Source organism: Schaalia turicensis ACS-279-V-Col4 (assembly GCF_000296505.1).
Taxonomy (GTDB): domain Bacteria; phylum Actinomycetota; class Actinomycetes; order Actinomycetales; family Actinomycetaceae; genus Pauljensenia; species Pauljensenia turicensis_A.
On record NZ_JH815210.1, the window covers coordinates 67482 to 87981 of the forward strand.

At 51.8% G+C, this 20500-nt stretch carries 16 protein-coding genes and 1 pseudogene; 6 read left to right on the top strand and 11 right to left on the bottom strand.

Translation table 11 applies throughout. The annotated features are described in order from the left end of the window. Positions 1-226: 226 nt before the first annotated feature. Positions 227-2152 carry an Eco57I restriction-modification methylase domain-containing protein gene (locus HMPREF9241_RS07080; protein ID WP_006681603.1) on the top strand — a complete coding sequence of 642 codons (1926 nt, stop codon included), beginning with the start codon at positions 227-229 and terminating at the stop codon, positions 2150-2152. Between the two features lie 317 nt (positions 2153-2469). Here the strand turns inward: HMPREF9241_RS07080 and HMPREF9241_RS07085 are convergent, their stop codons facing one another. The 6 genes from HMPREF9241_RS07085 to HMPREF9241_RS07110 form a co-directional block, all read right to left on the bottom strand. Next, positions 2470-2847, bottom strand: a complete 378-nt coding sequence (locus HMPREF9241_RS07085; RefSeq protein ID WP_006681604.1) for a metallophosphoesterase — start codon at positions 2845-2847, stop codon at positions 2470-2472. A 269-nt stretch (positions 2848-3116) separates the two neighbouring features. After that, positions 3117-4595 (bottom strand): xylulokinase, encoded by a 1479-nt coding sequence (gene xylB, locus HMPREF9241_RS07090; RefSeq protein ID WP_006681605.1) that lies wholly within the window; start codon positions 4593-4595, stop codon positions 3117-3119. After that, positions 4592-5230, bottom strand: coding sequence for an SIS domain-containing protein (locus HMPREF9241_RS07095; RefSeq protein WP_006681606.1), 639 nt, complete (start codon positions 5228-5230; stop codon positions 4592-4594). The genes xylB and HMPREF9241_RS07095 overlap by 4 nt, the downstream gene beginning before the upstream one ends. A 3-nt stretch (positions 5231-5233) precedes the next feature. Then, complete coding sequence (locus HMPREF9241_RS07100; RefSeq protein ID WP_243440790.1) at positions 5234-6718, bottom strand: sugar ABC transporter ATP-binding protein; 1485 nt, start codon at positions 6716-6718, stop codon at positions 5234-5236. A gap of 95 nt (positions 6719-6813) precedes the next feature. Beyond that, positions 6814-7839: a substrate-binding domain-containing protein gene (locus HMPREF9241_RS07105; RefSeq protein ID WP_243440791.1), complete on the bottom strand. Its 1026-nt coding sequence runs from the start codon at positions 7837-7839 to the stop codon at positions 6814-6816. 66 nt (positions 7840-7905) lie between these two features. Next, on the bottom strand, positions 7906-8898 hold the full coding sequence (locus tag HMPREF9241_RS07110) for an ABC transporter permease (RefSeq protein WP_006681609.1): 993 nt from the start codon (positions 8896-8898) through the stop codon (positions 7906-7908). Between the two features lie 197 nt (positions 8899-9095). Here HMPREF9241_RS07110 and HMPREF9241_RS07115 point away from each other — a divergent pair, with 197 nt between their 5' ends. Next, positions 9096-10082 (top strand): sugar-binding transcriptional regulator, encoded by a 987-nt coding sequence (locus tag HMPREF9241_RS07115; protein WP_006681610.1) that lies wholly within the window; start codon positions 9096-9098, stop codon positions 10080-10082. 227 nt (positions 10083-10309) lie between these two features. On the opposite strand, the gene HMPREF9241_RS07120 is transcribed toward HMPREF9241_RS07115, so the two are convergent. The 4 genes from HMPREF9241_RS07120 to HMPREF9241_RS07130 form a co-directional block, all read right to left on the bottom strand. Beyond that, positions 10310-11020: a DarT1-associated NADAR antitoxin family protein gene (locus HMPREF9241_RS07120; RefSeq protein ID WP_006681611.1), complete on the bottom strand. Its 711-nt coding sequence runs from the start codon at positions 11018-11020 to the stop codon at positions 10310-10312. Beyond that, positions 11013-11717 carry a DarT ssDNA thymidine ADP-ribosyltransferase family protein gene (locus tag HMPREF9241_RS08805; protein ID WP_006681612.1) on the bottom strand — a complete coding sequence of 235 codons (705 nt, stop codon included), beginning with the start codon at positions 11715-11717 and terminating at the stop codon, positions 11013-11015. The genes HMPREF9241_RS07120 and HMPREF9241_RS08805 overlap by 8 nt, the downstream gene beginning before the upstream one ends. 99 nt (positions 11718-11816) lie before the next feature. Then, complete coding sequence (locus HMPREF9241_RS09425; RefSeq protein ID WP_006681613.1) at positions 11817-12131, bottom strand: hypothetical protein; 315 nt, start codon at positions 12129-12131, stop codon at positions 11817-11819. Positions 12132-12512: 381 nt separating this feature from the next. Beyond that, entirely contained in the window at positions 12513-15887 is a 3375-nt protein-coding gene (locus tag HMPREF9241_RS07130; protein WP_006681614.1) for a tetratricopeptide repeat protein, read from the bottom strand. Between the two features lie 81 nt (positions 15888-15968). On the opposite strand from HMPREF9241_RS07130, the pseudogene HMPREF9241_RS09720 reads away from it, so the two are divergent. Further along, positions 15969-16193: pseudogene (locus HMPREF9241_RS09720) on the top strand (terminase large subunit); the annotation flags it as partial. 22 nt (positions 16194-16215) lie between these two features. On the opposite strand, the gene HMPREF9241_RS07135 reads toward HMPREF9241_RS09720, so the two are convergent. Then, complete coding sequence (locus HMPREF9241_RS07135) at positions 16216-16962, bottom strand: GntR family transcriptional regulator (protein WP_006681616.1); 747 nt, start codon at positions 16960-16962, stop codon at positions 16216-16218. Between the two features lie 235 nt (positions 16963-17197). Here HMPREF9241_RS07135 and iolC point away from each other — a divergent pair, with 235 nt between their 5' ends. The 3 genes from iolC to HMPREF9241_RS07150 are packed head-to-tail and all read left to right on the top strand — an operon-like array spanning position 17198 to position 20254. After that, positions 17198-18190: a 5-dehydro-2-deoxygluconokinase gene (gene iolC / locus HMPREF9241_RS07140; protein ID WP_006681617.1), complete on the top strand. Its 993-nt coding sequence runs from the start codon at positions 17198-17200 to the stop codon at positions 18188-18190. Positions 18191-18192: 2 nt separating this feature from the next. After that, positions 18193-19080, top strand: a complete 888-nt coding sequence (locus HMPREF9241_RS07145; RefSeq protein WP_006681618.1) for a Cgl0159 family (beta/alpha)8-fold protein — start codon at positions 18193-18195, stop codon at positions 19078-19080. 31 nt (positions 19081-19111) lie between these two features. After that, positions 19112-20254: a zinc-binding dehydrogenase gene (locus HMPREF9241_RS07150; RefSeq protein ID WP_006681619.1), complete on the top strand. Its 1143-nt coding sequence runs from the start codon at positions 19112-19114 to the stop codon at positions 20252-20254. The last annotated feature ends 246 nt before the right edge of the window (positions 20255-20500 follow it).

The window sequence follows — 20500 nt, forward strand, 5'->3', positions numbered from 1 at the left end:
GACATCGATTTCAACGCTGGATATTGTCGCAACGATAATCAGCAGAAAGAACGATAATCAGCAGAAAGATCCCGGGGAAGACCGAGGCCATTCGTTGGATCATGATGTCTCCTCTCAACAACGTTGAGAAGCGGAGAGAACGTTCTGAAGCGGAGAGGTGGTTCGCATCAGTATCTCGGACGGTAGCCTTATGAGGGAAGTCCCGTCCAATTCGTGAGGTGATCCGATGCAACGCTCGCAGGCCCTTGACCTGTCCGCGCGTTTCGCTGATCTACTGCCACTTTTGCTTCGAGATTATGCGACTTCCACTGACGCGGATACACCTGCTGGCGCCGACGGTAGCAATACCGGTGTCTTCTCGCGCAATATTGTGTGGGCGACTCAAGACTATGAGGATCTGGGAATCCATGCTGATCAGCAGATCACCCTTGATGTTTTGAACGCGAATCCTGGCTTGATTACTCCGCGCACAACGAAGGCGCGTGACGCTCAGGCTGTTCGGACGAAAGAACGCGCTGAGATTTTCACTCCGGCGTGGCTGGTGAACTTTCAAAATGATGTCGTGGATCATGCGTGGTCTGGAGGCCACGAGCCTTGTGATGATGCGATCCTGGATGCGTCTGCCAGCATATTGCGTCCGCTCCGACCAAGGCTCCCCGCGTTCAACGATATGTCTGACAGAGCGTGGGAAAACTACGTGGATCGTCGGGTACTTGAAATCGCGTGTGGCGAGGCTCCGTATTTGACCAGCCGGTATGACGCTACGACGGGCGAACCGATTGGCCTTGGTGGGCGCGTTGGGTTTTTAGACCGCAAGTTGGCAGCTATTCCCGTTTCATTGGGTGACGAGGCCGCAACGCTTAATTGGGCGTTGCGCGCATTGAGGGCGACCTTTGGATTCGAGCTTCAGGGTGATTCTTTGTTGCTTGCGCGCCTGAATCTTCTGGCTTCGTTTGATGAAGCAACATCGGCTCTGCTTGGGCGTTCTCTTGTCACAGACGAACTGACCGAAGTAGCTCATGCAATTGCCCGAAACGTCTGGCAGATGGATGGGCTGACGTTGAAGTCTCCGTCTGGGGCGGATGTTGTTCTTCCTGTTGACTCCTTTGACGTTACGGTCGCCAATCCGCCGTATCAGAAGGCGATGGCTGGCACTAGCGATCGTCAGATTTACCCGGACTTCATGGATTTTGCGTTTAGGGTGTCTCCTCTGGCGTGTTTCGTAACGCCGGCTCGCTTCTTATTTAATGCTGGGAAGACTTCGAAGAAGTGGAATCGTCAGGTTCTTTCAGACCCGCATGTGAGCGTGTCTTTGTTTGAGGCGGATAGTCGACGCGTTTTTCCTGCTGCTGAAGTGAAGGGCGGGATCGCTGTCACGCTACGGGATACGAACGTTTCTTTGCCCCCGATCGGCTCGTTCATTCCTGACCGTGAGTTGCGTTCGATTGTTGCTCGAGTTCATGCGGTCGCTGACAGTTTTCTTGATCAGATTATGTTTGCTCCCGAGAGCTACCGGTTCACTTCGGTGTTGCATGTCGAGCATCCGCAGGCGATTGAACGTGTTTCTGCGGGGCATTCGTTTGATATGACGACGAATTGTTTCGATGTGTTGCCTGAGATTTTTCACGATGTTGCCCACAGGGGAATGATCGGAGTGCTTGGCCGGCAGAATAATCGCCGACTTGTGAAGTTTATTGATCGTCGTTACGTGCGCGATCATCCCAATTTGGATGCGTGGAAAGTTGCGCTGGCGAAGTCGAATGGCACAGGCAAGTTGGGTGAAGTTCTTGCTCCTCCTGTTCTGTTGCCCCCTGGTTTCGCTCATACGCAGTCATTCATTTCTATCGGCGCGTTTGGGACGCGTAAGGAAGCTGAAGAACTAGCGACGTTTTTGCATACGAAGTTCGCGAGGCTTCTTCTTGGGTCTTTGAAGGTGACGCAGGATAACAAGCGCGCGGTGTGGGCGAATGTGCCGAACTTGGTGAGCAAGGCTCCAGCTGATTTGAGCATCGATTGGGGGTCTTTAGTTCCAGTGATTGATTCGCAGTTGGCTGATTTCTTTGGGCTGTCGGAAGCCGAAAAGACTTTCGTGAACGAGCGGGCTCAGGAGATGCCTGTTCGTACTTTGGTATGTGGGGGCTTACGCGAATGAATATCTGAATTTTGCGTTGCTTCTCACTATGATTCGCCGCGCTAAAGCTCCTGTCGCATTGTCTCTCTGGCACACCGTGGCCTCGTTGGCTCAGTACAATGACGGCGGTAAGGAGATGCCTTGTCATGACGACATTCGACGTATCAAGGTCTGTACGTTCACCATCCCTGGTGACGACGTCAGCCACGATGGGTTTCGAGCCTCATCAGTGTTGCTGAGGTGCTCTCCATTCGTACACTGCTCACCTTGAGAAAAGCTCGTAGAGCTCACCTCAGGTGGTGAATATTCCGAGCCTCCCCGTTTTCTCGACGTCGCAATCAATGTAGCAGTTGTAGAACAACGGCAGCTGATCCAGCAACCTCAGCAATGGTCTGTGTTGTCGAGACAACCGCATCACGAAGCACTACTCCCAGCGTTTCCACTTGTTCGAACGGATCTTTGTCCGCATTTGGCCACGTGTACGGGTCGTCACAGACCAGAGCCCAATCAATAAAGTCGACTTCATGATTACCCGGAAGAGCGATCGCTTGATATGGAGCTGAGTCAACCAAACCTATCGCCCGTTCGAGAACCTCAAGCGACTGCAGACCACCATCAATGTAGTCACCCAAGAAGAACAACTGGTCGTCAGCGCCCAAGCCAATACGCGCAGGGGCATCTTCTAATGCATCGAGATGCCCGTGAATATCGGACATCGCATATCTGATTCCCTTCGCCACTCCTCACACGAGTCACAATCTCATGATGCTTGGCGCCTACTTTCTTAGGCTAACGACAACTATGTAGCAACCGATTGGCAAGACGTGAAGAGGCGTGGCAACAACCTATAGAAATACGCACGCAATAACCCAGGCGACTGACTACACCGTCGTTGAACGCGTAATGCCTATACACTTATTCCTCCAAGGACGCGCAGTCGCATAAAGATCTGCTTTGGCGAAGCGTAAGGCTTCAAAACATCTGATCAAGAACGCAGATGCGCGGTTGAAGCCGCGTAGTCACACACTGAAATGTAGCGATCGCGGACTTCATCCCAAGACAAGTGCCCCTGGGGATTCACCGTTGCCAAAACTGACGGCTGTTGATCACGCGCCACGATGACCACGTCACCCGTCGTAATCGCAGACAACGCTTGAATACAGGCCCCTCGTGCTGTCGCTTCAGGCTCACGAATCACATCGATAGACCGCCCCAGCAGATCAGCGATGATCTGCGTATAGGCAGCCGATCGTGCACCACCGCCTACAGCAATCGCACGCCCATCGGTAGACACACCAGACTGATGAATCGCATCCAATCCTCGCAGTAGTCCAGCAATAACCCCAACGAAGATCGCCTCAGCAAACTGCTCACGAGTCATATCACTGGTTAAACCAGCAATCACACCGGTCGTACCCGGATACGCTGGCGAACGCTCCCCATCAAGGTACGCAGCAAAAACAGGGAACGGATCATGGGAGCGATACGCATCCAATGCCAGCTGATCGAGTTCCTGCACAGAAACTCCCAGCAGACGCGCAGCCCAATCCGTTACCTTCGTGCAGTTCAACGTGCATGCCAGAGGCAAGTAGCCACCCACAACGTTCGCAACACCATCCACGATTCCAGATGTAACGGGAACGCTACTGGACGTGTACACAACGCCACTGGTGCCCAAGCTGAAAACTACGTCACCGTCATTGATTCCAAGTCCCAGAGCAGCCATATGTTGGTCACCACCACCGACGGTTACAACCGCATCAGTGGGTAGCCCCAGCAAGTTGGCAACGTCAGGAAGGACGGTTCCAGCCACATCATTGGGCTGACCGACCCGCGGGAACAATGATTCCCACGTCAACACGTCGCCGAAGCATCCGCGTAGCAATTCGAAATCATAGGAATTCGACTGCGAATTAAAGTAGCCGGTGCCAGAAGCTTCCGAACGATCTGTGACTGCTTCACCCGTCAGCTTGAAAACCAAGTAATCGTGAGGCAACAGGATACGGTGCAGGCGTGCAATCGTGGCCGGCTCATTCTCAATAAGCCATGCGAGCTTACCGATCGTGAAGGCAGCAGTCGGGACAGAACCAACCCTCTGCGCCCAATAGTCGGCGCCAAATCGAGTAATAAGCGCATCAATCTGAGGCGCTGATGTTGTGTCATTCCACAACTTCACAGGACGAATCACACGGTTGTCCCCATCCAGCGGAACAAGACCATGACACTGACCGCTGACACCAATCGCACGAACAGCCTGCAGATCAATATCAGCTTTCATCAGATGGAAAGCCTGAACAAGCGCCTCCCACCAGTCATCGGCATTCTGTTCTGAAACAGGCGGAGTCGTAGACGCCAACGGCAGGCGTTGTCGCGCTACAACTTCAAAATCCTCAACGCGTCGGGCTTCAACCGTGCACGACTGCGTAGAAAGATCAATGCCGATGACCAGGCGATCGTTAGTCATTTCGATTCCTGCTGGCGTAGAATCTCTTCAGCACTCTTGCCCACAAATCCCGCGGGATGGAGCGACAAGGACTCGGAAACATCCCATCCATTCAGCTTCATCATGGTACGAACAAGCGCGTCGCCCCACACTGCAGCAAGCAACGTTGACCCCATTGCAATCACATTTTCGGGGTCTCCGCCTTCATCAGTGTGAAGGTGAACAAACACATCACACAAAGAGGCAAAGGTCGATTCGGGGTGCTCCCCTAGTCCAATGAGCTTCGTTCCCTTGTCGTGGACCAGCTTGCACAGATTATTGATTTCATCGGACTCGCCGCCCTTCGAAATCGCGATCAGCACGTCCGTGGGTTCAATGGCGCCCATTGTGCCGTGCAAAGCATCCATGGCGTGAACGAACAAGCCGGGCTTGCAGGTGACGGACAAGAGGTGGGCCAGGCGTCGTGCAATCGTGGACGAGGTTCCGCTACCGGTTACGATAACCTTTCCAGTGCACTCTGCGAGCACGTGGACTGTTTCGACGAAAGAATCTGTGAATTGGTCGGCAACCTTGCCGATAGCGCTCAGCTCGCTACTCGCTTCGTTGCGTCCAAAGACGATAAGCTCTTCGTCAGTCATTGAAACGGTCAGGGTCATTGTTTATTCACCTTCAGCTAAATATACGTGTGAGGTTTGGGTCGTAGCGTCGTCATCGCTTTCGTGCCATGCCAACGTACGAAGGGTTGCGATATCCAGTTCCGCAGCATCCAGAGGACCGGCCACAACCTGTCCCCCAACAAAGACGAGCACGCGATCTGCAACGTCCAAGATCTCTTCTTCTTCGGAAGAAACCATGACGACCGTGCGATCGTCTTCGTGGGCAAGCTTCCGCAAAAGAGTATGGATATCGGACTTTGCGCCGATATCAACGCCTTTACTGGGCTCATCGAGCAACAGGATCTCCGGATCCTGCATCAATGCACGGGCAATAATCACCTTCTGCTGGTTGCCACCAGACAAGGAAGTAATCGGCGACTGCGGATCACCTTTAATACCTGTTGATTCAAGTAGCTCGTCCGTGGATTCAACCAGCTTCTTGTTGTTCAGGTATGAGAAAGAGGAGAACTTCTTAAGAACCGGAAGCGAAGCGTTCAAATAGCTGTTCATTTGGGGAACAATGCCATCTTGCTTGCGTTCTTCGGTCAAGAATGCGATTCGATGCTTCATCGATTCACGTGGAGTCTTCGGCAGAAAACGCTCACCATCGGGCATCACAATCGCACCGGATGTAGCCGGATCAATACCTGCGATTGCACGCAGGCACTCTGAGCGTCCAGAACCGCCAAGGCCGTAGATGCCGAGGATCTCCGAAGAACGTGCTTCGAAGGAAACACCGTTCAACAGGTGTCCTTTGAGGTTTTCAACCGTCATCTTAACGGGATGATCGCTGGTCTTTTCACGCTGAACTTCGACACGCTCTGCGTGATCCGCGCCAGCAATCGCGGCAACAACAGCGTGACGATCAATGCTCTCAACTGAGGAGTCAAGCAGAACTTTGCCGTTCATTAAGGCAACGATACGATCTGCAACTCCGTAGAGTTCGTCAAGCTTGTGGTTGATTATCAATACACCAATGCCACGTTCATTTGCGATCTTGCGGATATAAGCCAAGAGCTCCGTAACCTGGTCACCTTCAAGTGCCGTCGTCGGCTCGTCAAGCAGGAGGTACTTTGTTTCACGACTTGAGGCAATCGCGATTTCTAGTAGCTGACGAACTGCGACCGGGTAGGAACCAACCAAACGATCCACGTCAACATCGATGCCGAACTCATCTACGAGTTCTTGGGCCCCCTTCTTCATCTTTGCCTGGTCGAGAGAAAATGGGGCGCGGCGAGGCTCACGCCCAAGCCATACGTTCTGGGCAACCGTCAAGTTAGGAAGCAGTGACAGTTCCTGGTAGACGGTCGAGACGCCTGAATCAATGGCTTCCGAGGGGGAAGCAAATTCGACGCGTTGCCCGTTGATACGAAGCGTGCCACCAGACTGCTTGTGCGCTCCAGACAAAACTTTCAAGAGCGTCGACTTGCCTGCACCGTTATGGCCAACAAGGCCGACAATCTCACCGGGGTGCAATGTGAGGGACACACCCAGGAGCACAGGTACCCCAGAATAGTCCTTTGTGATTTCACTAGCCTCGAAGCTTCCAGCGCCCCTGGGCATGTCCTTCATTGCCATGTTGTTCAGCCAACCTCTCCAGCTGCGGGGGTTTCACCATTGCGGAACATCTTCAGCGGACGGAGAATCTCGGACTCAACCGTCTCGCCCTTCACGTATGCAGCGATCTGCTCGACAACGCGCTTACCGTAGTCAGCAGGTTCCTGTGCCACACATGCCGGGTATGCATCGGTGGTGGTGATTTCAGGTGCGCAGAAGCCGTAGACCTTCACGTCGCGACCCGAAGCCTTGACGGCTTCAATCGCGCCCTGTGCTGCCGGGCCAGTCGAAGCGAAGATGACATTCATATCCGGGTTGCCCTGTAGCATTGCTGCGGTGACGTCCAAGGAGTCGGTGACCTTCACGTTGCCGTCAACAGAGGCAACGACCTTTGCGTTCGGGTTCTCGGCGATCGCTTCCTGGAAGCCTTCGTCACGAATAACAACCGGAACCTCATCGGGTTCGGTGACCAGACCAATGTTCAGAGCAGTGTCTGCGCCCATGTCTTCAAGGACGACCTTTGCGGTGTCAATGCCCCCCTGCTTGTTATCTGCACCCAGGTACTGGATGATCGTTGCGTTCTGTGCCTTCAGAGCATCTTCGTTAACAGTAACGTTGACGGTGAATACGGGGATACCAGCGTCATTCGCGGCGCGAACAATTGCCGCTGCCGGCTCGGACTTCACGGGGTTCAGTGCCAGTGCACACGGCTTCTTCTGCAGTGCAGCTTCTGCCTGAGCGAGCTGCTGTGCATCGTCGTCGTCTGCAATCTGAACTTCAGCAGTGAAGCCGTTGTCAGTTCCAGCGGTTTCAAACCCTTCCTTCATTGCGACGTAGTAAGGGTTGGTCTGGTTCGGAAGCAGAACTGCAATCGTCGGATTGTCTGACGAGCACGATTCCGGCAGAGTTGCCGATGCACCCGATCCTGTTGCATTGCCACTGGCTGGGGTGTTGCTACCCGTGCCCGTATCGATACCACCACATGCGCCAAGAGTGAGTACTGCTGCAGTGACAACTGCGGTAGTACCAAGCTTCTTGCGAATAGACATCATTGTCCTCCTTGTTGTGTTCTCTGCGTGAAGAGACGTTCTGTTATTTCAGCCGATTGCTGAAACAAGTCAGTGGGATGGGGTCGGCTGAGAAGTATCAGCCTTTGAGCTTTCCTTTCCTAGTTTTAAGCGAGAAGTCAGGGTGCTCAGGCCAGCCTTGTTGGTATCAAGCAGGACACCACCAAGAATGATCACGCCGATGACGAGTGGCTGCCAGTAAGAGTCGACGCCGATAACGTTCATGCCGTTCGAAACGGTAGCGATCAAAAGCGCGCCGATGAATGCACCGAGAATCGTGCCGACACCGCCGAAGAGGCTGACGCCACCAACAACTGCCGATGCAATCGAGTAGAACTGCTCGGTGCCCGAACCTGCTGTCGGATAGCCGACCATCAAACGAGAAGCCGTAATGATGCCGCCAAATGCTGCGCACACACCAGAGATGACGTAGACCAGAATCGTGGTCTTCGCGATATTGATGCCGGCAAGACGTGCAGTTTCACGGTTGCCACCAACTGCGTAGATGTGAAGACCTGTTGCGGTGTGACGCAAGAAGTAGCTGATAATCAGTGCCGCGATAATGACCATGATGATCGGGACCGGGACGGAGAAGATCTTGCCACGACCGAAGACAGCGAAGAGCGGCTCGGTAATAGTCACCGACTTGGCCTGAGTCAGAATGTTCGGGATTGACGCAGAAATACCGAAGGTTGCGAAGGTGACGATGAACGGCGGGAGCTTTCCGTAGTGGACCATGACACCGTTGAAGACACCGACTGCGATGCCCACAACGATGGCGACGAGGGCTCCGGCCCACCATGGTGCACCGGCGTGCATTGCAATTGCTGCAATAACACCGGTCAAAGCAATGTTCGAACCAACCGACAAGTCGATGCCACCGGTAAGAAGCACGCACGCCTGACCGATAGCAAGGAATGTGACCACAGAGCCGTTAAGAAGCAACACTGAAAGGTTGCTAGCGGTACGAAACTCCGGTGAAAGAATACCCATCACTGCTGCTACCAAAATAACAACAACGAAAACGCCAAGTTCCTGAGGCATTCGTCTTCTTCGAGGCGACATAACTTCCCTTTGCTCACTTGAGCACCGCGTTGTGCTCGAATACGGTTAAATTAACACCAATCATATGAGTACGCAACTACCTAAACAGCACTCAAATGAGCACTACATGATAATACTGGTAGTAATATCAAGGCGATTCGGAGTCCTCCCTCGCTTGAGCATTATGGAGTTGCAACATGTACACCCCCAGTCAGCCTCGCCAAGGATCTACCGAGCTCACTCAATCTGAACTCATGGAAGCAATCGCGCGCCGCTTCTACTTTGACGATGTCAGTAAAATGCAGATCGGAAATGAGTTTGGCATTTCGCGTTTTCGCGTTGCCCGCCTGCTCGAAAAAGCCCGCGCCATTGGCATGGTCAGAATCGAAATCTCAAACGTTGGCGTCAACATTGATGAGCTAGCTCAGCTTCTTGCTCGCCATCTCCATCTTGACCATGTCTGTCTTGTTGAAGCTAACCGAAATGTTGTAACCGAAAGAGATACTCTGGCGCGTCAAGCAGCCAAGTATCTCTCCACAAATATTCGACCGAACGACCGCATCGGTTTCTCTTGGGGTCGTACTTTGATGCCTATCGCCCGTTATCTTGGGCCTCTTCCCCCATCAGAGTTTGTTCAAATTACAGGAGTAATTGGTGACGATCCTTCAAAGTCTCCAATCACTTTGATCGGACAGATCAGTCAGCAATCTGGCGTTGAAGGGCGAATGCTTATCGCTCCCCTGTTCAGTTCTTCAGCTGAAACGGCGAAGGTTCAGAGGAAAGAACCAGCTGTTGCTCGCGTCCTTGAGCTCTTCGATGACATTGACATCGCAGTCTTATCTGTCGGCGCTTGGGATTCTCGCGTCACCCAGCTTGAGCAAGTGCTTCCTCAGAGCGACATTGAAGTCTTGGATCAGCGTGGTGCGGTGGCCGATTCCACTGGCGTTTTCTTTGATGCCGACGGCAACTACCTCAATCTCTCCCTGAACGATCGCCGTATTTCCATAACCGTCGAGCAAATCTTGAAGGTCCCTAACGTCCTGATGGTTGCTGGCGGAACACAAAAGACAGAAGCAATCCACGCCGTGTGTCGTTCAGGGATCCCAACTGCTCTTGTTACTACCGCGGAAGTTGCGCAAGAACTCCTTAGTCTCCCCGCGATTTCGAAGGGCAAGTATCGCTGACTCCCAGCCAAAACAAAACCCGGACTGCGAAGTAGTCCGGCTGGTTGTTGCCTTCACGTTGAAAGGGATACGGAAGTGTAGGTGGGTGCATTTAGGCACTAGGTGGGTGCACGACCGCCAGAGGTGGGTGCAAAACCAAACAGGTGGGTGCAAAACATCCCAACCGACTATAGAGCTATCGTGTTCTATGAGATTAGTTGAACGACATTTATTGGGTTCAGCTCAGGTCAGAAAAGAAAATCTTGAACCTGCACTCCTTCGGGCTTCCTTGGAACACCGCTGTCCGAACCTTTCTGCCCGTAGCCTATTTCCAGAAAAATCTCGGGGGAAGATAGGGCTTGAGCCAGCAGATTCTGCCTCCACAGGCCAACAGCCTTAGCAACCGATCGCGCCTGGCAGTTAATTGATTTGTTCGGATTAAACTCGATGTCAGTAAAGGCATCATACTTGACGACTGCTGAAAGCAAATCAGGTTTACGAATCAGAGCAGATGCGTATAACCAGTCGTAAAAGTAAGTTTTTGGCTCTAACGGGAAATCCCGCGAGAAAAACCGAAAGCCGATCAATTGACCACTATCCTTCAAGCGGGGATCGCTTTTTGACTCACGGCTTGAGACCTCAAATAAGTCAACAAAAGGCCCACCTCGTAAAAATACCTTCGAAGCTTGAAATGCCGATTCAACTGAATACTCGCCGTAGCCTGGATGATGGATCATTAGATTAAATGCGCTCAATTCAACACCCAGGCTGTCAGGACTTTTAGATGAGACTTCCAAAACCGCATGATCTGGTTCCAACAGATGAAAAGAATCATGCAGGCTAGCAATCGAACGCTGCTTTTGTTGTATCGAAAAACCGGGGTGGAACGTAAATTCAGTCTCCCGCTCATCAACGTACGGCAGGCGGTCCAAAACAAGAAAGACTGGTCTCTTAGCCATGCAAATCCCCCGCAGCGTCCACCCATGCTCGCCAATAACTGGGGTACTTAAATACATTTAAAGATGAATCATTGTTGACTTCCCACTTGGCGTAGACATTCCTGTGTATTCCGGATTGCAACAAAGATTGCTTTGTTTCATAATCATTAACAACTACGAAGGACACTTTTTCCCATGGAATCGTAGCAGCAATCTGGATTTCTGCTTGTGGGTTCGTAGTTAGAAAATCTGGTAAGTCTTCGCTCTGTCGAGAGAATACAACCCCAGATCTTGTGGTCATCTCTTCAACAAACAACTTTTCGACTGCTGCGAGACCGAGCAAGTCTTGTGGATCAGTACGTCTGCACTCTCTTGAGGCAGCATTAGACGGACAAAACACTACTTGGTCATACTCGAGGTCAGATAACACGGAAATCGGGATAAATAGAAGTGCAACATCCTCTTCCCGACTCCAAAGCTTAGTTCTGTAGCGGTACATCATCAAGAAATTCGGGAACGAGATCGAGAAACATGACATGTCTGTACGCTCATCGAGCCGTACTTCATCCAGTGCCTCAAATACAATATCTGGGAAGCCGTCAATCTCATTCCGAGGGAGAATACCGCGTTTTTTGATACCCCCTAAGTTTGTAATAGGAGTAAAATGAACGAGGTGCTCGACTCCCCTATCTTCGAGATACTCAACTACTTCTCTCATCTCAGTGTCACCTTGCCTGAAGAGAATATTTTAACAAGGGTTCGTTTCCCAACATCATGGCACCGTAATAGCCGCAGGGTATGCAATTACATGGCATCATCACGGTTCTCGCCACCCGTATTCTTTCTCAACCTTACTGGCGATCTTTTGATAACGATCTCTTTGTCGCCAATCAACCCCGTAGCGCGAATCTTCGTCGTCAATTACTTCTATAACGGCAGCTTGAGGAACCACACCAGCGTATGCACATGACCCATCAACCAAACAAGACATATGAACTCCAAACCAGACCCAAAGGTCCAACTTTTCGTCCGCAGTCCCGTGCTCGACTGGGACAAAGCCCTGCTCTACCTCATCACCGAGAAGATTCTGGTTGCCACTGACGGGCAGATTGATGTTGAGTTTAGATGCCATGTTTGAGATTTTGGAATGGGGGCTAAGCCAACCTATATATTAACTCTAGTGATTTGGGGTATTCAACCGAATTTTCAAAGTTAAGCATTGAACATGCCCGGTCAACTAAGATCGAACCAGCAACAGTCACTGGAACATCCCGAATAAGTTAATTAGGGTCTTGGAGTAAACACTGCAATAATCCATTTACATCTCGCCCATGTTTTATGAACAATTTGCCGAAACAGGTAGAACTGCCATTTCTAACTATTGACTTTCAATTTATTTCTAATTCAAGTAATAGTTAGAATGGCGTATTTTCATATCTCTAGAACGCATTTCCGTCAACAGCCTCGACACATGCTTTTATGAACTTTTTGCTCCTGACTCATGTCTACTTTTCTATTCAGGTATTAGTTCAACTAGAACCTGCTCGAGTAACTCTAGGTTCACGTTCCTAAGGTTCTCCTGAGTTTCATTATTAAGCTGACTCAAAAGACCAAAAGCTCGCTCTCTGTTCTTATCAAACACCTCTCTCATATCAGAAGTTAGATTGAGGGCAACCAGCATACCCACCATGTTGATGGAAAGCGCCACCCCCCTTGAAGCCATCTCAGCCATTTCCGGGTCAGGAGGGATATCACCAGTCTTGCTTGCTCTAGAGAAATACAGATTCACGCACTTGTCGGCAGCTCCAAATGCCTGGTCTGCCTCATCTATCTTGCCTGACCTCCAGTAACATGATCCCAGATTCAGATAAGCACGACTAAGAACGCTTAGGTAATAGGCCCAATGTTCCGGGGCTCTCTCAAGAAAATTTTCAGTATTCCCAATAACAATCAACTGATTGGTGATTTCGGGGAACTCCCTATCACCTTCAATGAACCAAAGCGGATCATCGTCAACATCAGTTCCTCTCAGGCGTCCAAACCGCCCGTTCTTCATTTGAACCAGCGGGTAAAAGTCAGTGAATTTCACCCCCAAGTTAAGCTTACGCAAGCGGGCATCGACCAACTCAACAAGTTCGATGTCAGCATTCGAATCACTAACAAATTCTGCACGAAGTTTAGTAAGCCGCTTGATCGCTTCATCATCTCTCCTCAGGATTTGATAAATCAACGAGAGGAGGACTTCCGCACGCACCGCGCTACTTCCAGTAGGACCAACCACAATGCGCGCATTTTCAGTCAAAGTCTCGACAACCTCCCGCGCAGAGTCATATTGCTCGAGTTTCAGTAATGTGACGCCTAGCTGGTGTGCTGCACGCAGGCTTAATGGATCATAAGCTCCGTGGTGCTCATTTACCACGGACAAGCAAGCTGAAAACCAATGCTGAGCATCAGCAAATCTCCGCTCTTCAAGTGCGATGTCCCCGGCCCACAAATAAGTATCTGCTCGAAGTGAGGCATAATCTCTTAACTTGGGAATCCTTAAATCTAAATCTCGAAACGCTTCCTCTACATTTTCAATCTGTTGTGCCTTGTATCCCCAAAAAATCAAGTTCGATTCTGCTTCAAGGGCCACAGCCGACTGTCCACCGCTGACTTCTCGAATTTTTGTTAATAACTCGGTTCCTTGGTCGAAAGCGACTTCGCTTTCGGGAGTCTTTGCGTGTACTGCGCGTAGTCGTTTCAACTGAAGAATGAGTGTTTTCAGGGATCGCTCACCATAAATCTTCGCTGATACTTCTGAACCATGATCGTAAAATTCTATGGCATCGTCATTAGCATGACTTTCAAAGGACAAATCTCCCTTGAGTGTTACCAACGGAATATAAATCTCTTGTATTACATTCTCTGGAATCGACTTGCCAAAGAAATGTTGCTGTAACATCTCTGTGATGTGAAGCAAGACTGGCATCGCTCTTAGCGGTTCCCCGCTCCTCATCAATAGTCTTGCATGAAGAAGTTTGACGGCCAGGGTATCTGGATGTGAGTGCCCATCCAGCCTAATCTGTATAGGAAGCAGTTCCATTATGATTGCTTCGGCATCACTATACTCAGACATGGCGTAATAGCAACTCGCAATCTGTCGGAGCAGCATGGTACGATCTCGGTCCCCAGCAACCTCTGCAATCACGTTGAGAGCCGCATTGTAGTGTTCGATTGCCTTGGAAAACTCGTATGCTTCCATGTTGCGTCTTGCGACATGTATTTGCGCAGCAGCAAAAGTAAGTGATGATTCGTCATCTGCAAACTTGAGATACCAGTCCACCACTGCCTCGACCTGTGTAGTGTTCGGTAAGTCAAGGTGCTCACGATGTTCGTCTAGCCAATTTGTACAAGCTTGTTGCGTAATCCTTCGCATATGCGTCTTCAAAGTCGACAAACCCTGTACGGATTTTCGTACATGCCTAGCCAGCAGGGGATCAGAGAAATTTGTCACTTGGATTGATCCTCTACACCACCCGATGGGGTCTCGGGCTTTTTGGATTGCCTCTTTAGTGGTTTCTTCCGAGACTTGATAGATTTCCTTAAAGACTTCTGAAATTACAGCTGGCACGAATCGATTCAGTTTGTCCATATCTGGATTTGATGGATTTCCAGCCACTGCTGTAGTCAGGGCATTTCTTACATCGTCTGGCAAGGCATTCCAGCGGTTTTCCACTACCTGCTCTACGCTATCTGGTAGTTTGAAGTTATCTGATAGAAGGATTTTGTTTCCTGCCAGTCGAATTTCTAGTGCAACATTGGGTTCTGTAATCCAGAGTAGAAGGAACAAAGGGGTATTCAGTTTCTCCACCACTTTTGTTGCGACATCTTCTGAGGTTTCTGGGGCGTAGCGAAGCAAAAGCTCAACAAGAGATTCTTCTTGCAATGACGGCACGTCAACATCAATGAGTCGCATCTGGTCGTCCGACTTTGCTTTCATCTCTGCTTGCCATAGCATAAAGTCATCCTGAGTCATCCCCTCAGGCCAGGCAGTACCAATTACCATGACGGGCCGTTGATTATCGCGTTCGCTTAGCGCATTCAATAGAGATCGAAGTTCTGGACCCATAAGGTGCATATCTTCAACAACAACAATTCCAGGCAGGCGTTTTGCTGTTAAGGATTTGATCGCTTCGGCCAGTTCTTTACCGGCATCCTTCTTAGCCTTAACATGTTGTTTTCCCATGTAAACATCTTGGTGAAGATTTATGGAGTCTTTACGTTTCTTCCCAACCCAACGTAATATGTCAGCAACCCATGATGTGAGAGTAGCAGGAAGCGGTATCCCAATGCTCAGAGCTTCGAGGGAGGATTCAAGTAATGAATCTGCAACATCTGATTGTAGATCTTTGCGCACTCGAGTCGTTACTTCTGAGAGTACACTTCCGATTTGAGCGAGAGTTCCCGATGCTTCCCACCACGCAAGCGACAACGGTGCCAGATGAGTCGCCATCTGCTCTTTCCCCATTGCCACAACATCTATTTTTTGACTATTACGCAACTCCTCGCAGTTAAACGACCACCATCCAAACGTGGGAAGCGTGTCCTGCGCCCAAACAAAGGAATCCAACTCAGGGGAGAGTAGTGCTCGATCTCTCAGCGGGTTGGAACTATTGTCTACGTTATTGAGCTCAGGCCAATACTGACCATACCCATGCCAAGGGTTATTAAAGTTGTCCAATCGTAGCAACTCATATAGACGCTGAATAATTGCCGTCTTGCCAACACCGGATGCCCCTCGAAGCAGCACCACGTGTGGTCCAGAGTAGGTACCATTGGACAGTTCAATAATCCGACTGTGTAAGTCTTGAGCTATCGATTCGTGTTGACCTAATAACTCTGGCATCCAGCCCCTCCCGCTAAGCACACGGCACAATACCAATTACACATTAGTTGAAGCGTCCTGTGAGTCAAGAAGCTTGCGTCTATGATGCCGACCAGGTTCATGTCCACAGGCTCCACCTACAACAAGCGCAAAGCTGACTACGCGGTTGCCTTTATTCAGGCTTTGAAGCATACGAAGGGCGGTGGGTAGGCAATCCTTTCAAACTCCTGGATTGGGCAGAAGAAGATCATGTGCGACCTATTCGGCACCATCAAGGACGATGGCTACCGTCAATTCACGACTGTCTACGTCGAGTTCCCGAAAAAGCACTAAAGCAGAGCCACTGAGATTAATCAGCAAAAAACTTCGTTTCAAACGAATATCTGGACGCCCTATAAATATGGGTACCGTAGTCGACAACTCGTCCCTGATTGTCATACGCAACACGTGTAGCCGTAAGCAAAGCGACGCCACGTTTTTCACCCAAAGCTTCGGCCTCCATCAACGTGGCATTTCGCGCCCCAATCACCTGGGTTGCATACGAGGGCACAACGCCGTTGGCACGAAGACGATTGTAAAGGCCATTTTCCTCCAACTCCTCATGGGTAGGAGCAATATCGCTTGGAATCAAGTTAGACATGAGCGCAATCGGATCCCCATCAGCCAAACGTAAGCGCTGAATAAAAGTAACGGGAGCGCCCGACTCAATCTCCAAACGTTGCGCCTCATCCTCCGTGGCTCGATGAGTGTTATAAGCCATCACCCGAGTCTCAACCTCGAACCCAGCCTGCTCAAGGTCCGTCAGCAAACTCGACAACTGCATGGGCCGGCGAACATGTGGCGAAGTGACAACCGTGCCCGCCCCCCTACGTCTCTTTACCAATCCTCGATCAGCCAAAGACTGCAAAGCCTGACGAGCAGTTGGGCGCGAAACATCCAAGCGCTTCGCCATCGACACCTCGTTTTCAAGACGAGTACCCGGCGCGATCTCACCACTCATAATCATCGCAGCCAAAGCATCAGAGATTTGCACATGGAGCGGTACGTCACTGTCATGCACAACCTGAACGTCCGGACTAAAAGGAGCGCTGGACATCATAAGATCCTTAATTCTAAAACGGAAGCCTAAAGCATGTTTAGGTAGATTAAATAAATCGTACACGACTTTTATAGCCAACAGACTTGTGATACGAACATGAAAACGCAAACAATCTTTGTCATAACAAACGCTTGATGTTTGTCACCTTCGCGACTATCGTTATAGGCAAGAGCTGATAAAAGAACAGCGAAGTTCGCAAATGAAATTGCTCTTTTTGGCTTAGGAGAAAACATTGGCACCCACAACTTCAGTCCCCGAGCTAGACGTACTAACAATCGGACGTTGCGGCATTGACGTGTACCCCTTGCAGACCGGAGTTGGCCTAGAAGCAGTTGAAACCTTCGGCAAATTTCTAGGAGGTAGCCCAACCAACGTAGCAGTAGCTGCCGCAAGTTACCGCCACCGCTCTGCAGTTATCACCGGCGTTGGCAACGATCCATTTGGGCGCTTCGTGTGCACCGAAATGCGCCGCTTGGGCGTCTACGATAACTATGTCATAACAAAGTCTGCGTTCAACACCCCTGTCACTTTCTGCGAGATCTTTCCACCGGACGACTTTCCGCTCTACTTCTACCGCGAACCATCCGCGCCTGACCTTGAACTCACCCTTCAAGACATTCCTACCGACGCCGTGCGAGACGCGAGAATCTTCTGGATCACCGCAACCGGCCTCTCCAAACAGCCGTCACGCAACGCCCACCACGCGGCGCTTGACGCCCGCCAAAAGAGCGGGCAAACCATCATCGACCTCGACTACCGGGCAGACTTCTGGGAATCTGAAGAAGAAGCGCACCAACACGTAAGCGAAGCCCTCTCTAAAGTGACCATCGCCATTGGCAACAAGGAAGAATGTCGTATCGCAGTTGGCGAGACCGAGCCAGACCGAGCCGCAGACGCCCTGCTTGACGCCGGCGTAGAACTCGCCATCGTTAAACAAGGTCCCTACGGCACGCTTGCAAAGACCCGGGACGAGCGCATCGAAATGCCCGTCACCCCCACTCACACATTCAACGGCCTAGGTGCCGGCGACGCCTTCGGCGGCGCAGTTTGTCACGGCCTGCTATCGGGATGGTCTCTCAAGAAGACCATTTACGCCGCTTCCACAGCCGGCGCTATCGTTGCTTCCCGCCTCGAATGTTCCACGGCCATGCCAACCGAGCCAGAGCTACTAGCCACCATGCGTCTACACAAGAACAACATCGTCCCAGAGCTAGAAGACTTCTAATCATGTCACGGACTCCCCTAATCGACACCATCACCAAGATCCGCGTCAATGAGCCTTGGCGCGTCCAAAGCGCCCTCATCAATCGACCTCGCGGAAAAATGCCAAGTGGCGACAAGCCGCTAATGATCATCGCTTGCGACCACGCGGCCCGAGGAGCCCTTGCAGCCGGTGGCAATCTCACGGCTATGGGATCTCGCGAAGAGCTACTACGCCGCTGCGTTGAAGCACTATCGCGCCCCGGTGTGGACGGCTTCCTTGGCACCGCAGACCTGATCGAGGACCTCGCAGTGCTCGGCGCCCTGAACAATAAGCTCGTCTACGGCTCTATGAACCGAGGTGGCCTGGCCGGCGCATCATTCGAAATGGATGACCGCTTCACCGGCTACACCCCGCAGGGTATCGCCTCCGCCGGCCTTGACGGCGGGAAAATGCTCCTGCGCGTCAACTACGAAGATGCAGGGAGCGTGCAGACCCTAGAAAACTGTGCTCAGGCCGTTGAACAACTCGCCAAACAAAGAGTTATGGCCATGGTTGAGCCCTTCATTTCCGAACGCAAAAACGGGCGTATCGTCAACGACCTCAGCCCCGAAGCCGTTATCAAATCTATGGCGATCGCCTCCGGACTGGCCTCCACCAGCGCCTACACGTGGCTCAAACTACCCGTGGTTGACGACATGGAACGAGTCATGGAAGCATCCACCCTACCTGCCCTCATCCTGGGCGGCGAAGTGCAAAAAGACGCCGAGGCCGCAATGAAAGAATGGGGCAAAGCCCTAGAACTTCCAAACGTTAAGGGACTAGTCATTGGCCGCTCCCTACTATTCCCACCCGACAACGACGTCGCGGCAGCCGTCGACGCCGCCGTACAGATCTTGAACAACACCATCTAGAAGCACCCGCTTGTCCACGAAAGGTATCAAAATGACAACCCAAACCCCACAAATTCCGGAAACCATGCGTGCCGCGGTACTACGTGACACCGAAGTTGGCCTGCAGGTAGAAACCATCCGCACCCCGCGCCCGCGCGCCGGCGAAGTTCTGGTAAAAGTTGCAGCGTGCGGCATGTGCCACTCTGACCTGCACGTCATCGGAGGCGCAATCGCCTTCCCCCTACCCGCAGTACTCGGCCACGAAATTGCCGGCACCATCGTTGAACTTGGCCCCGGCGTTGAGCACACCGGCCTCAAAGTCGGACAAAACGTTGCCGGCGGCTTCCTCATGCCGTGTGGCCAATGCGAGGCATGCTCCTCTGGACGCGACGAGCTGTGTGCACCGTTCTTTGAACTGAACCGTCTCAAAGGCGTGCTCTACGACGGTGAAACCCGTCTGTCCACCATCGAGGGAGAGCCCGTATACATGTACTCCATGGGCGGCCTGGCAGAATACGCAGTTGTTCCCGCAACAGCGGTGGCTCCCACGCCGGACAACATCGACCTTGTCCCCGCCTCCATCCTGGGCTGCGCAGCACTGACCGGCTACGGTGCCGTCCGACGCGGCGCAGACCTGCACTACGGAGAAACCGTAGCGGTTGTAGCGGTTGGTGGCGTTGGCACTAACATCGTGCAAATCGCCAGCGCATTCGGCGCGAAGCAAGTGATTGCCATCGACGTGTCCGATGAAAAGCTCGCACCCATGAAGGGATACGGAGCTACCGCAACAATCAACTCCGCCAAGACGGATGCGCGCGAAGAAGTACTTCGCCTCACCGGCGGTAAAGGCGTTGACGTATCATTCGAAGCTCTTGGAATTCCCGCAACCTGGACCACTGCGCTCGACGTCCTCGCGGACGGCGGCCGCATGGTACCGATTGGCCTAGGTGCCGGCGTGCAGACAGCAGGAGTGGAGATTAACCGCACGGTACGCCGCTCGCAATCCATCCTCGGCTCCTACGGTGCACGCACCCGCCAAGACCTCCCTGCGGTAGTTGACCTGGCCTCCGAAGGCGTCATTAACTACAAGGAGATCGTCTCTCAGCACTTCTCACTTGAACAAGCTGACGAAGGCTACAAGGCGCTACGTGACCAGAAGATTCAGGGGCGCGCAGTTGTGGACATGAGCCTCTAGCGTTTCCGCGCTTAATCGCAGATCACTCCCCGTGGTTGGGTCACAACACCCCAGCCACGGGGAGCTTTTCTGTATCTCGACAATCATGGCCGGCAGCAAAACGTCAGGTCGTAGCCGCACCCAGGAGATCAACGAACTCGTTTCAACCATATAAAAAGAGGGCTTGTGGAGGATGGTCGAACCTCCACAAGCCCTCTAAAGCCCACTACAGAGCCGGATACTTTCGACAGTGTGCGAGCACTTTCG